The organism is Streptomyces puniciscabiei, from assembly GCF_006715785.1.
GTDB lineage: Bacteria > Actinomycetota > Actinomycetes > Streptomycetales > Streptomycetaceae > Streptomyces > Streptomyces puniciscabiei.
Genome location: NZ_VFNX01000001.1, coordinates 1,417,289 through 1,429,336, shown reverse-complemented (window position 1 = coordinate 1,429,336; position 12,048 = coordinate 1,417,289). Strand labels below are relative to the sequence as shown.

Sequence of the window (12,048 nt, the reverse complement as noted above, 5' to 3'; positions counted from 1 at the left end):
CGTCGGTGCCATGACGATCAGAGCCGTGGTCTGGGACGTGGACGACACGCTGTTCGACTACACGACCGCCGACCGTGAGGGCATGCGGGCGCATCTGGCGGTGGAAGGGCTGCTCGCCGGGTACGACAGCCCAGAGCAGGCCCTCCTGCAGTGGCGGGAGATCACCGACCGGCAGTGGGCGCGGTACGCGGCGGGGGAGTGCTCGTTCCAGGACCAGCGGCGCGACCGCGTGCGTGTGTTCCTCGACACGGAACTGACCGATGCCGAGTGCGACGCCTGGTTCCAGCGGTACATAGGGCACTACGAGGCCGCCTGGAGCCTCTTCCCGGACGTCCTGCCCGCCCTGGAGGCCCTCTCCGCCAGCCACCGGCACGCGGTGCTGTCCAACTCCAGCCTCACGGTCCAGGAGCACAAGCTGCGCACCCTCGGGCTCCTGGACCGCTTCGAGGTCGTGCTGTGCGCCGCCGAGCTGGGCGTCTCCAAGCCGGAGGCCGGCGCCTTCCTGGCCGTCTGCGAGGCGCTGCGGCTGCCTCCGCACGAGGTGGCCTACGTCGGCGACCATCCGGAGATCGACGGGCGGGGCGCCGCCGAGGCCGGTCTGCTGTCCGTGTGGATCGATCGCGGGACGGGCTCCGCGCAGGCCGCCGGGGAGGCCGTCTGCCGCCGGATCTCGACCCTCGCCGAACTCCCGGCGCTCGTCCGCGCGGATACCCGTTTTGGAGCCCCGTCCACCTTCGGGTAATGTTCTTCCTGCGCCGAGGGGAGCGGGCCGGAAGGCCGGAGCCCCGAGGAGCAAACTAGAACGAGAACCCCGCAGGGGCTTGAGTTCCAGTGGCCTATGGTGTAATTGGCAGCACGACTGATTCTGGTTCAGTTAGTCTTGGTTCGAGTCCAGGTAGGCCAGCTCGCAGAGCTTATCTGCAAAGCCCCCGTTGTGTAGCGGCCTAGCACGCTGCCCTCTCAAGGCAGTAGCGCCGGTTCGAATCCGGTCGGGGGTACTGATCCTGATCTCGTCGGGATCGCTAGGGCCCCCGTTGTGTAGCGGCCTAGCACGCCGCCCTCTCAAGGCGGTAGCGCCGGTTCGAATCCGGTCGGGGGTACTGACTGGTCTAAACCATCATTGGTCTATGGTGTAATTGGCAGCACGACTGATTCTGGTTCAGTTAGTCTTGGTTCGAGTCCAGGTAGACCAGCTCGGACCTGCGGAAACGCAGCGTCCACGCCCCCGTTGTGTAGCGGCCTAGCACGCCGCCCTCTCAAGGCGGTAGCGCCGGTTCGAATCCGGTCGGGGGTACAGAAGGAAGGCCCTTCGCTTAGGCGGAGGGCCTTCGTCGTACCCGGCACCGGCTAGTCGAAGCCGTACCGCCGCGCCGTCTCCTCCTCCTGGGCCAGCCGGTGCAGTGCCTGCAGCACTGGCTCGTTGAGGATCGCCCCCAGGATCGCGAACTCGACCCGCTCCGCCTGCGACGGGTACGTCTCCATGTTGTCCAGGTCGAGGACGGCTGTCCGGTGCATCAACTCGGCGTAGGGCGCGAGCAGTTCGGACCCGAAGCCGTAGCCGAGCCGGCGGAACGCGGCCACCGCCACCACCAGCGAGCGGTACGCGGGGGAGATGGTCGTGAGCTGCTTGGCGTTGTGCCAGCCGAGCCGGTCCAGGAGCGTGTCGATCTCCTGGTGGGCGGCTTGGACGTACTCGTCGTCCTCGTCCGGCTCCGGCACCTGCGGCAGCGCCCACAGCGCCGCGCCCAGGCGGATCGTGCGGGGCAGGGAGTCGTCGTCCACGTGCCCGAGCACCTCGCGCACCTTCGCCACCGGCACCCGGCCCACCTGGATCATCGCCCGCACCAGCCGCAGCCGGCGCAGATGCTCCTCGTCGTACTCGGCCGTCGTGGCGTTGATCTGGCGGCCCGGCGGCAACAGCCCCTCGCGCAGGTAGTACTTGATCGTCGCGGTGGACACACCGCTGCGCTCGCTCAGCTCCGCCAGCCGCATCTCTTGCGCCTTTCCTTGGCAAGTGCCACTATCCAATCATCCTGTAATTGGATAGCGCCGCTCTCTAATGAGGGGGAAGTTGGTCATGGTGTCCCGTACGACCGCCGACGCGAAGGGCGAGGTCGTCGTCCTGCTGATCGGCATGCGCATCAACCGCTTCTGGACCGTCCATCTGTGGCTGCCGGTGATGCTCGCGATGTTCCGCATGCTGCGGGAGCTCGAGAAGGACCCCGCACGGGGCCTGCTCGGCCGGGTCATGCTGACGGCGTCGCCGCGGACGTACTACATCGTGCAGTACTGGGAGTCCAAGGAGAAGCTGTACCGCTACGCGACCGCGCCCGACGCCTTCCACCACAAGGCCTGGGCGACGCTCAACCGCAAGGAGCGGACCGGGAGGCAGCGCGGACAGGTGGGCATCTGGCACGAGACGTACGTCGTGCCGGAGGGGTCGTACGAGGCGATCTACGGGGACATGCCGGCGTTCGGGCTGGCCGCCGCGCACGGGCAGATCCCGCTGGAGAGGCGGGGGCGGTACGCGAAGGACCGGTTCGCCCACCGGTCCGAGCAGCAGCCGGTGGCCGAGAAGGCCGGCTGAACCGGGGGGACCGGGGGAGCGAGGAGGGCCTGCCGCGGCGTTGGGGCAGGCCCTCCTCGGCGTCCCGGACATCCCGGAAGCGGGCCTCAGCCCGAGCGGCGCAGGGCCTCGGAGAGGCGGGCGGCGGCGTCGATGACCGCCTGGGCGTGCATACGGCCCGGATGGCGGGTCAGACGCTCGATCGGCCCGGACACCGAGACGGCGGCCACCACCCGGTTGGAGGGGCCGCGCACCGGCGCCGAGACGGACGCCACGCCCGGCTCGCGCTCGCCGATGGACTGCGCCCAGCCGCGCCGCCGTACGCCCGACAGGGCCGTCGCCGTGAAGCGGGCGCCCTGCAGGCCGCGGTGCAGACGCTCGGGCTCCTCCCAGGCCATCAGGATCTGCGCCGAGGAGCCGGCCTTCATCGTGAGCGTGGAGCCGACCGGGACCGTGTCCCGCAGGCCGGACAGGCGCTCCGCCGCGGCCACACAGATCCGCATGTCACCCTGGCGGCGGTAGAGCTGTGCGCTCTCGCCGGTGACATCGCGGAGGTGGGTGAGCACGGGGCCCGCCGTCGCGAGCAGGCGGTCCTCGCCGGCCGCCGCCGCCAGTTCCGCGAGCCGCGGGCCGAGGATGAACCGGCCCTGCATGTCGCGTGCCACCATGCGGTGGTGTTCCAGGGCCACGGCCAGGCGGTGGGCCGTGGGTCGAGCCAGTCCGGTCGCGCCGACCAGACCCGCGAGGGTGGCCGGACCGGACTCCAGAGCGCTCAGGACGAGGGCCGCCTTGTCCAGAACGCCGACGCCGCTACTGTTGTCCATGCAACGATACTTGCGTCTCACTCTGTGAAACGCAAGTTCAATTTTCCGTGGAACGCGCCACTCTGGAACCACACAGCGGCCCGCAGACCAACGGGCCCGGCGGTGGACGCCCGGAATCACGACTTCATGGGGCCCCTCAGCAGGGCAGTCGCCGCTTCCTCAAGATCTCTAGTTGGGCCGGTGGACGTTTGCCGGCCGGAGGGAAAGCGATGGGTAGGACACTCGCGGAGAAGGTCTGGGACGACCATGTCGTCCGGCGCGCCGAGGGCGAGCCCGACCTCCTCTTCATCGATCTGCACCTGCTGCACGAGGTGACCAGCCCGCAGGCCTTCGACGGGCTGCGCCAGAACGGCCGCCAGGTGCGCCGCCTCGACCTCACCATCGCCACCGAGGACCACAACACCCCGACCCTCGACATCGACAAGCCCATCGCCGACCCGGTCTCCCGCGCCCAGCTGGAGACGCTGCGCAAGAACTGCGCCGAGTTCGGGGTGCGGCTGCACCCGCTGGGCGACGTCGAGCAGGGCGTCGTGCACGTCGTCGGCCCCCAGCTGGGCCTGACCCAGCCCGGTACGACCGTGGTCTGCGGTGACTCCCACACCTCCACGCACGGCGCGTTCGGCGCGCTGGCGTTCGGCATCGGCACCTCCCAGGTCGAGCACGTGCTGGCCACCCAGACGCTGCCGCTGGCCCGCCCCAAGACCATGGCGATCACCGTGGAGGGCGAGCTGCCCGAGGGCGTCACCGCCAAGGACCTGATCCTGGCGATCATCGCGAAGATCGGTACGGGTGGCGGCCAGGGCTACGTCCTGGAGTACCGCGGCTCCGCCATCGAGAAGCTCTCGATGGAGGCCCGGATGACCATCTGCAACATGTCGATCGAGGCCGGCGCCCGCGCGGGCATGATCGCCCCCGACGAGACCACCTTCGCCTACCTCAAGGGCCGCCCGCACGCCCCCGAGGGCGCCGACTGGGACGCGGCGGTCGAGTACTGGAAGACGCTGCGCACCGACGACGACGCCGAGTTCGACGCCGAGGTCGTGATCAACGCCGACGAGCTGTCGCCGTTCGTCACCTGGGGTACCAACCCCGGCCAGGGCGCGCCGCTTTCGGCGTCCGTCCCCGACCCGGCTTCGTACGAAGACGCTTCGGAGCGCCTCGCCGCCGAAAAGGCCCTGGAGTACATGGGGTTGGAGGCCGGCCAGCCGCTGCGCTCCATCAAGGTGGACACCGTCTTCGTAGGCTCCTGCACCAACGGCCGCATCGAGGACCTGCGCGCCGCCGCCGAGCTCCTCAAGGGCCGCAAAGTCGCCGACGGCGTACGGATGCTGGTCGTCCCGGGCTCCGCGCGGGTGGGTCTGCAGGCCGTCTCCGAGGGCCTGGACGTGGTCTTCAAGGAGGCCGGCGCCGAATGGCGGCACGCGGGCTGCTCGATGTGCCTCGGCATGAACCCCGACCAGCTGGCCCCGGGCGAGCGCTCCGCCTCCACCTCCAACCGCAACTTCGAGGGCCGGCAGGGCAAGGGCGGCCGGACGCACCTGGTGTCGCCGCAGGTCGCGGCCGCGACCGCCGTCCTGGGCCACCTGGCCTCGCCCGCCGACCTGTCCGACGCCCCCGTGCCCGCTGGAGTCTGAGAAATCATGGAAGCCTTCACCACCCACACCGGCCGGGCCGTCCCGCTGCGCCGCAGCAACGTCGACACCGACCAGATCATCCCTGCTCACTGGCTCAAGAAGGTCACGCGCGACGGCTTCGAGGACGGGCTGTTCGAGGCCTGGCGCAAGGACCCCGAGTTCGTCCTCAACCGCCCCGAGCGGCAGGGTGCGACCGTTCTGGTCGCCGGCCCCGACTTCGGCACCGGCTCCTCCCGCGAGCACGCCGTCTGGGCGCTGCAGAACTACGGCTTCAAGGCCGTGATCTCCTCCCGCTTCGCGGACATCTTCCGGGGCAACTCGCTGAAGAACGGCCTGCTCACGGTGGTCCTGGAGCAGAAGATCGTGGACGCCCTGTGGGAACTGACGGAACAGGACCCCACTGCTGAGGTCACTGTGGACCTTGAGGCTCGTGAGGTTCGCGCCGAGGGCATCACCGCCTCCTTCGAGCTGGACGAGAACTCCCGCTGGCGGCTGCTGAACGGCCTGGACGACATCTCCATCACGCTGCAGAACGAGGCCGACATCGCCGCGTACGAGGCCAAGCGGCCGTCGTACAAGCCGAGGACGCTCCAGGCCTGATCCGCACCCCGCAGCGGGTCGCGTTTCGGCCACCCAACACCCCGCCCGTACCCCCGATCGCCACGATCGGGGGTACGGGCATGTCTGCACCCGAACGGCCCCGTGAGCTTCTTGCTTCACGCTCAACTCGCCACGTTACGAAGGGCGTTGCCTGGGTACGTGAGTGCTGGAACCGCACCCTCCGCAAGTGCCTGGAAGGCCATTTGAGGCGGCAGTTACCCCCTGCGCAGGCGACAACTCGCCCCAGATGGCACAATCTGTGCATGGAACACGACGGCCAACTCCAGCTCTATACGGCGGTCGCGGGCCAACTGAAGGAAGCGCACGCAAGGGTGCGCGCACTGCAAGTCCCGGAGGGCGTACGGATGGCGCTGACCCGGAAGCTGCTGGTCATTACGGCCGCGGCCAAGCACGATCTCGCCGCTGCGGCAAGGCGGCTCGAGCGGTTCAACGCGGACCTCGACGAGGGTCGGATCCCTGACGAGGACGACTGAACAGCCCGGGACCACCGAGTCTGTTGCGGCACAAGGGTGATAAGCCCGTTTCGTGTTTGATTTGCGGTATATATCTGCCTAACGTGCGAAAAAGCTTGAACACTTTCGTTCTGGCGATGTCTCCGAAGGGGAAGACGTGAACAAGGCGCAGCTCGTAGAAGCGATTGCCGACAAGGTGGGTGGCCGCCAGCAGGCCGCCGACGCTGTCGATCATGTCCTGGACGCCATTGTCCGCGCGGTCGTCGCGGGCGAGCGGGTCTCGGTCACCGGCTTCGGGTCCTTCGAGAAGGTGGACCGCCCCGCCCGTTACGCCCGCAACCCTCAGACCGGCGAGCGGGTTCGGGTCAAGAAGACCTCCGTGCCGCGCTTCCGTGCCGGTCAGGGCTTCAAGGACCTGGTGAGCGGCTCGAAGAAGCTGCCGCGCGGCGGCGAGGTCTCGGTCAAGAAGGCGCCGAAGGGCAGCCTGACCGGCGGCGCCGCGGCGACGGTCAAGAAGGCCGCCGCGAAGAAGACCACCAAGGCGGCCGCGAAGAAGACCACGGCCAAGAAGGCGGCGCCGACGAAGAAGGCGGCCGCCGCGAAGAAGACCACGGCGAAGAAGGCGCCCGCCAAGAAGACCACGGCGACCGCCAAGACCACCGCGGCGAAGAAGACCACCGCCAAGAAGGCGACGGCCAAGAAGGCCCCGGCGAAGAAGGTCACCGCGAAGAAGGCCCCGGCCAAGAAGTCGACGGCCCGCAAGACCACCGCCAAGAAGGCCACCGCCCGCAAGGCGACGTCGTAAGGACGCCAGGGCGCTGCCGGGGCACTCACGCGCCGGGCCGGACTCCCCTCGGGAGCCCGGCCCGCGGCGTGTGTAAGGGCGGTTACAGGGTCTGAAGGGTTACGAGCGTGATCCGCAGGGCGTCGCCGGTCCCCTCGGTCTCGATCCGCACCCGCTGCCCGGGGCGGAGCAGTCGCAGGCCGCCCCTGTCGAACGCCGACGCGTCGAAGGGCACGGGGGTGCCGTCGTCGAGCAGTACCTGCCCACTTCGGGTGTCGGGGTCGTAGGTGTACGCGGTGGCTTGCATGGCATCAGCGTAGTGGTCGCTCCGGAGACGCGGCCCGCGCCCCTTCAGGACCCCGGAATCAGCAAACCCGCCGAAACGGCCGCCGTGTACGGTCCGACCCCCAGGGCCAGCGCCGCGCGCAGATCGTCGCCGGTGTCCACGTCCTGCCGTACCGAATCCACGCCCGCAAGCTGGAGTTCTTCGGCCCCGGACGCCCGATGACGGCAACGGGAATGCACACCGAACTCCGGCTGCAATTCCCCGTCCGGCCCCGCGGCCAGCAAAGTCGTGCCGAGCTGTGCCGCATCCGGCAGAAAGGCCCGGGAGAACTCCGCGGCCGCGCCCAGGACCATGGCGAGTTCCGCGGGACGCAGCGCCGGGAGATCGGCGTTCAGGGCCGCGAGCGGGGTACGCGGGCGCATTTCCCTTACGACGGCCGCCCCGTGCGCCACAGCGGCGTTCAGGCCGCCCGCCGGCGTGTCCGGGACGATCCGCGCGCCCAGTGCGGCCAGCTCGCGCGCCGCCCGCTCGTCGTCCGTGACGACCGCCACATCCGCCACGGCCGTACAGGACAGCGCCGCGGCCACCGTGTCCTGCGCGAACGCGAGCGCCAGCCCCGGGCGCACCCCGTCGCCGGCAGTGTCCGAGAGCCTGCTCTTGGCCCGCGACAGGGGCTTCAGGGGGATGACCAAGGTCCACTGCACCGGCGTACCGTCCCTCTCTTGTCACGATCATTGTCCCCGCGCCATCTGGCGCCGTCGGTGGCGGGGCGTACGGTGTTCTCGACAGACCGGCGGCACGGGGCGACAATCGTGCGGCCCCCGCCGGGGTGGCAGCCCCTAGAGGAAGGTGTCCTTGTGCCCCGCCGCAGAATCGGCTTCTGGTACCGCTTCGCCGCGGTGATCTGCAAACCGCCGCTGGTGGTTCTGATCAAGCGGGACTGGCGTGGAATGGAGCACATTCCGGCCGAGGGCGGATTTATCACCGTGGTGAACCACAATTCCCACGTGGACCCCTTCGCGTACGCGCACTATCAGTACAACACCGGACGGGTTCCGCGATTCCTGGCGAAGAGCGGGCTTTTCAAGAAGGGATTCGTCGGCGCCGCCATGCGCGGCACCGGGCAGATCCCCGTCTACCGCGAGTCCACGGACGCGCTCAGCGCCTTCCGGGCCGCGATCGACGCCGTGGAGCGCGGCGAGTGCGTCGCCTTCTACCCCGAGGGCACCCTCACCCGCGACCCGAACGGCTGGCCCATGACCGGCAAGACCGGTGCCGCCCGCGTCGCCCTGCAGACCAAGTGCCCGGTCATCCCGATCGCCCAGTGGGGCGCCAACGAACTGCTGCCGCCGTACGCCAAGAAGCCGAACCTCTTCCCGCGCAAGACGCATCACGTGCTCGCGGGCCCGCCGGTGGACCTCTCGCGCTTCTACGACAAGGAGATGACCCCGGACCTGCTCAAGGAGGCCACCGAGGTCATCATGGCGGCCATCACCCGCGGGCTGGAGGAGATCCGCGGCGAGAAGGCGCCCGAGACGCCCTACGACCCGCGCCGCGAGCGGATCGAACAGCGGCGCCGCACCCAGGCCCAGACGCAGAGCGCCCAGACGCACAGCAAGGAACCGGAGGGGCAGGGCAAGTGAGCAAGGCGGTCAAGGCGGCGGTCATGGGCACCGGCTCGTGGGGCACCGCCTTCGGTATGGTCCTCGCCGACGCGGGCTGCGAAGTGACCCTGTGGGCGCGCCGTCCCGAGCTGGCCGAGGCGGTCAACTCCACCCGGACCAACCCCGACTACCTGCCCGGTGTCGAGCTGCCGGAGAACCTGAGAGCGACCTCGGACCCGGCCCAGGCGCTGCGCGACGCGGACTTCACCGTCCTCGCCGTCCCCTCCCAGACCCTGCGCGCCAACCTCGCCGAGTGGACCCCGCTGCTCGCCCCGCACACCGTGCTCGTCTCCCTGATGAAGGGCGTCGAACTCGGCTCGGCCATGCGGATGAGCGAGGTCATCGACGACGTCGCCAAGGTCGGCGCCGACCGCATCGCCGTGGTCACCGGGCCCAACCTGGCCCGTGAGATCGCCGCCCGCATGCCGGCCGCCGCCGTCGTCGCCTGCGCCGACGCGACCGTCGCCCAGCGCCTCCAGGCCGCCTGCCACACGCCGTACTTCCGGCCGTACACGGAAACCGACGTGGTGGGCTGCGAGCTGGGCGGCGCCGTGAAGAACGTCATCGGGCTCGCCGTCGGCATCGCGGACGGCATGGGGCTCGGCGACAACGCCAAGGGCTCCCTCATCACCCGGGGTCTGGCCGAGACCGCGCGGCTGGGTGTGGTGCTCGGCGCCGACCCGCTGACCTTCTCCGGACTCGCCGGGCTCGGCGACCTGGTGGCGACCTGCTCCTCGCCGCTGTCCCGCAACCACACCTTCGGCACCAACCTCGGCAAGGGCATGACCCTGCAGGAGACCATCGCGGTCACCAAACAGACCGCCGAGGGCGTCAAGTCCTGTGAGTCCGTGCTGGATCTGGCCCGCCGGCACGGAGTCGACATGCCCATCACCGAGACGGTCGTCGCCATCGTCCACGAGGGCAAGTCCCCGGTGGTCGCCGTCAAGGAGCTGATGTCGCGCAGCGCGAAGCCGGAACGACGCTGAGCGAACCCCCTGAGTCGACGCTGTATCCGGGCTCTACCAACGGGTACTCTCAACGCGATATGAGCACCGAGAACCTCCCCCAGAGCCCTGAGCAGCCGCCCCGCAAGCCGCGCGTGGCCGTCGTGTTCGGCGGGCGCAGCTCCGAACACGGGATCTCCGTGGTCACCGCGGGCGCCGTCCTCAAGGCCATCGACCGGACCAAGTACGACGTCCTGCCGATCGGCATCACCCGGGACGGCCGCTGGGCGCTGACGGCCGACGAGCCGGAGCGGATGGCCATCGCCGACCGCCGTCTGCCCGCCGTCGAGGAGCTGGCGGAGTCGCACGAGGGCGGCGTGGTGCTCCCCGTCGACCCCGCGAGCCGCGAGGTCGTCTACAGCGAGCCCGGCTCGGTGCCCAAGGCGCTCGGCGAGGTCGACGTGGTCTTCCCCGTGCTGCACGGCCCGTACGGCGAGGACGGCACCCTGCAGGGCCTCCTGGAGCTGTCCGGGGTGCCGTACGTGGGCGCCGGCGTGCTCGCCTCGGCCGTCGGCCAGGACAAGGAGTACATGAAGCGGATCTTCACCTCCTACGGGCTCAAGGTCGGCCCGTACGTGGTGATCCGGCCCCGCGAGTGGGAGCAGGACGAGTCCGCCGCCCGCAAGAAGATCGTCGACTTCGCCGGCGAGCACGGCTGGCCGCTGTTCGTGAAGCCCGCGCGCGCGGGTTCCTCCATCGGCATCACCAAGGTCGACGACCTCTCCGGCCTGGACGAGGCGATCGCCACCGCGCAGGCCCACGACCCGAAGATCCTGATCGAGGCCGCCGTACGCGGCCGTGAGATCGAGTGCGGCGTCCTGGAGTTCGAGGACGGCCCGCGCGCCTCCGTGCCGGCCGAGATCCCGCCGCCGGACGCGCACGCGTACTACGACTTCGAGGCCAAGTACATCGACTCCACGCCCGGCATCGTCCCGGCGCCGCTCACCGAGGAGCAGACCGCCGAGGTGCGGCGGCTCGCGGTCGAGGCGTTCGAGGCGGTCTCCTGCGAGGGCCTGGTCCGCGCGGACTTCTTCCTCACCGAGGACGGCGAGTTCGTGATCAACGAGATCAACACCCTGCCCGGCTTCACCCCGATCTCGATGTACCCGCAGATGTGGCAGGCCAGCGGCGTCAGCTACCCGGAGCTGATCGACCGCCTGGTGCAGGCGGCGCTGCGCCGCTCGACCGGGCTTCGCTGAGCGGCCGGCCGGTCACCCGCGCATGGAGGCGATCCCCTTGGGGATCGCCTTCTTCACGGCCGGGGCGAGGTCCGTGAGGACCGCCGTGCCCTCCTCCTGCGCGGACATCCCCTTGGGCAGGCCGATCTGCACATAGGCCACGCGACCCGCGGTGGTGAAGCGCCAGGTGCCATCGCCCTGCTTCTCCATCAGCCAGTCGACGCCGTTCACCCCGCCCGCGATGGCGTCGGGGTCACCGCCCTCGGCCACCTTCGGGTCGATCATCTTCGGCGGCCGTACGACACCGCAGCGCAGTATGATCGCCGGGTTTCCCCAGCCCGCCGTGTAGGCGGACCGGGGCTCGGGGTCGTTGCGGCTTCGTCCGTCGAGCTTGCGCGGCAGCGCCCGGTGCAGTTCCCGGCACACCGGCGCCGTCTTCGCGTCGGGGCTGGGAACCGCCACGGTGGCGCTGTCGTCTGCCGAGGAGCAGCCCGCGACCGCCATCAGCAGCGCGGGCGCGAGCAGGCCGAGGGGCCGGTGACGGAAGATGTTCACCGGCCAAGGGTAGACGGGGGCTACAGATGCACGACCGGACAGGTCAGGGTGCGGGTGATGCCGTCCACTTGCTGGACCTTGGCGACCACCATGCGACCGAGGTCGTCGACCGTGTCGGCCTGAGCGCGCACGATGACGTCGTACGGTCCCGTCACGTCCTCGGCCTGGATCACTCCAGGGATCTTGCTGATCGTCTCGGCGACGGTCGACGCCTTGCCGACCTCCGTCTGGATCAGGATGTACGCCTGTACCACGGAACCTCCAGGGCGGCCACGAGGATCATGTGGGGAAAAGGAACGCCACGGTATCGCGTCGCCGCTCCCCGCGGGGAGACCTGCGGGAACCGGGCTTGCGCGCCAGGGTGCAGGCACGACGGAAGTTGACGGTCGCAAGACCGCTGCGACGGTCATCCGGACCGTATCGACAGTCACCTCGACCGTATCGGGGACACTGATGACGCGCGACTGGGCACGGCATGGC

At 69.8% G+C, this 12,048-nt stretch carries 15 protein-coding genes and 5 tRNA genes; 14 read left to right on the top strand and 6 right to left on the bottom strand.

The window, feature by feature from the left end:
* The first annotated feature begins 10 nt into the window (after positions 1-10).
* From FB563_RS06375 to FB563_RS06350, 6 genes are all read left to right on the top strand, one after another.
* Entirely contained in the window at positions 11-742 is a 732-nt protein-coding gene (locus FB563_RS06375; protein WP_107100473.1) for an HAD family hydrolase, read from the top strand.
* 90 nt (positions 743-832) lie between these two features.
* Positions 833-904, top strand: a tRNA-Gln gene (locus FB563_RS06370).
* 21 nt (positions 905-925) lie between these two features.
* Positions 926-998: transfer RNA gene (locus FB563_RS06365), tRNA-Glu, on the top strand.
* A gap of 29 nt (positions 999-1,027) precedes the next feature.
* Positions 1,028-1,100 (top strand) — tRNA-Glu (locus tag FB563_RS06360).
* A 21-nt stretch (positions 1,101-1,121) separates the two neighbouring features.
* Positions 1,122-1,193, top strand: a tRNA-Gln gene (locus tag FB563_RS06355).
* Between the two features lie 28 nt (positions 1,194-1,221).
* A tRNA-Glu gene (locus tag FB563_RS06350) sits at positions 1,222-1,294 on the top strand.
* Positions 1,295-1,347: 53 nt separating this feature from the next.
* Here the strand turns inward: FB563_RS06350 and FB563_RS06345 are convergent.
* Positions 1,348-1,992: a MerR family transcriptional regulator gene (locus FB563_RS06345; protein WP_055703452.1), complete on the bottom strand. Its 645-nt coding sequence runs from the start codon at positions 1,990-1,992 to the stop codon at positions 1,348-1,350.
* An 85-nt stretch (positions 1,993-2,077) separates the two neighbouring features.
* On the opposite strand from FB563_RS06345, the gene FB563_RS06340 reads away from it, so the two are divergent.
* Complete coding sequence (locus tag FB563_RS06340) at positions 2,078-2,587, top strand: DUF4188 domain-containing protein (protein WP_055703453.1); 510 nt, start codon at positions 2,078-2,080, stop codon at positions 2,585-2,587.
* An 86-nt stretch (positions 2,588-2,673) separates the two neighbouring features.
* On the opposite strand, the gene ndgR is transcribed toward FB563_RS06340, so the two are convergent.
* On the bottom strand, positions 2,674-3,390 hold the full coding sequence (ndgR, locus tag FB563_RS06335; RefSeq protein ID WP_009320373.1) for an IclR family transcriptional regulator NdgR: 717 nt from the start codon (positions 3,388-3,390) through the stop codon (positions 2,674-2,676).
* A 209-nt stretch (positions 3,391-3,599) separates the two neighbouring features.
* Between ndgR and leuC the strand changes: the two genes are divergently transcribed.
* The 4 genes from leuC to FB563_RS06315 all read left to right on the top strand — a co-directional run bounded on the left by leuC (position 3,600) and on the right by FB563_RS06315 (position 6,902).
* Complete coding sequence (gene leuC / locus FB563_RS06330) at positions 3,600-5,024, top strand: 3-isopropylmalate dehydratase large subunit (RefSeq protein WP_055703454.1); 1,425 nt, start codon at positions 3,600-3,602, stop codon at positions 5,022-5,024.
* A 6-nt stretch (positions 5,025-5,030) separates the two neighbouring features.
* Positions 5,031-5,624, top strand: coding sequence for a 3-isopropylmalate dehydratase small subunit (gene leuD / locus FB563_RS06325; RefSeq protein ID WP_055703455.1), 594 nt, complete (start codon positions 5,031-5,033; stop codon positions 5,622-5,624).
* A 263-nt stretch (positions 5,625-5,887) separates the two neighbouring features.
* Positions 5,888-6,118 (top strand): SCO5555 family protein, encoded by a 231-nt coding sequence (locus FB563_RS06320; RefSeq protein ID WP_055703456.1) that lies wholly within the window; start codon positions 5,888-5,890, stop codon positions 6,116-6,118.
* A gap of 136 nt (positions 6,119-6,254) precedes the next feature.
* Entirely contained in the window at positions 6,255-6,902 is a 648-nt protein-coding gene (locus tag FB563_RS06315; protein ID WP_055703457.1) for an HU family DNA-binding protein, read from the top strand.
* 82 nt (positions 6,903-6,984) lie between these two features.
* Here FB563_RS06315 and FB563_RS43930 read toward each other — a convergent pair whose 3' ends face one another.
* Both FB563_RS43930 and cofC read right to left on the bottom strand, forming a co-directional pair.
* Positions 6,985-7,188, bottom strand: coding sequence for a hypothetical protein (locus FB563_RS43930; protein ID WP_055703458.1), 204 nt, complete (start codon positions 7,186-7,188; stop codon positions 6,985-6,987).
* A gap of 44 nt (positions 7,189-7,232) precedes the next feature.
* On the bottom strand, positions 7,233-7,871 hold the full coding sequence (cofC, locus tag FB563_RS06305; protein ID WP_055703459.1) for a 2-phospho-L-lactate guanylyltransferase: 639 nt from the start codon (positions 7,869-7,871) through the stop codon (positions 7,233-7,235).
* Positions 7,872-8,024: 153 nt separating this feature from the next.
* Here cofC and FB563_RS06300 point away from each other — a divergent pair, with 153 nt between their 5' ends.
* From FB563_RS06300 to FB563_RS06290, 3 genes are read left to right on the top strand one after another with little or no spacing between them, the layout of a single operon-like run.
* Positions 8,025-8,810, top strand: coding sequence for a lysophospholipid acyltransferase family protein (locus tag FB563_RS06300; RefSeq protein WP_055703460.1), 786 nt, complete (start codon positions 8,025-8,027; stop codon positions 8,808-8,810).
* Positions 8,807-9,817, top strand: coding sequence for an NAD(P)H-dependent glycerol-3-phosphate dehydrogenase (locus FB563_RS06295; RefSeq protein ID WP_055703461.1), 1,011 nt, complete (start codon positions 8,807-8,809; stop codon positions 9,815-9,817). The genes FB563_RS06300 and FB563_RS06295 overlap by 4 nt, the downstream gene beginning before the upstream one ends.
* 59 nt (positions 9,818-9,876) lie before the next feature.
* Positions 9,877-11,034 carry a D-alanine--D-alanine ligase family protein gene (locus FB563_RS06290; RefSeq protein ID WP_055703462.1) on the top strand — a complete coding sequence of 386 codons (1,158 nt, stop codon included), beginning with the start codon at positions 9,877-9,879 and terminating at the stop codon, positions 11,032-11,034.
* A gap of 12 nt (positions 11,035-11,046) precedes the next feature.
* On the opposite strand, the gene FB563_RS06285 is transcribed toward FB563_RS06290, so the two are convergent.
* Together FB563_RS06285 and FB563_RS06280 are read right to left on the bottom strand one after the other, a co-directional pair.
* Complete coding sequence (locus FB563_RS06285) at positions 11,047-11,568, bottom strand: DUF3515 domain-containing protein (protein WP_055703463.1); 522 nt, start codon at positions 11,566-11,568, stop codon at positions 11,047-11,049.
* Between the two features lie 20 nt (positions 11,569-11,588).
* Positions 11,589-11,822, bottom strand: a complete 234-nt coding sequence (locus FB563_RS06280) for an Lrp/AsnC family transcriptional regulator (protein ID WP_003997603.1) — start codon at positions 11,820-11,822, stop codon at positions 11,589-11,591.
* Between the last annotated feature and the right edge of the window lie 226 nt (positions 11,823-12,048).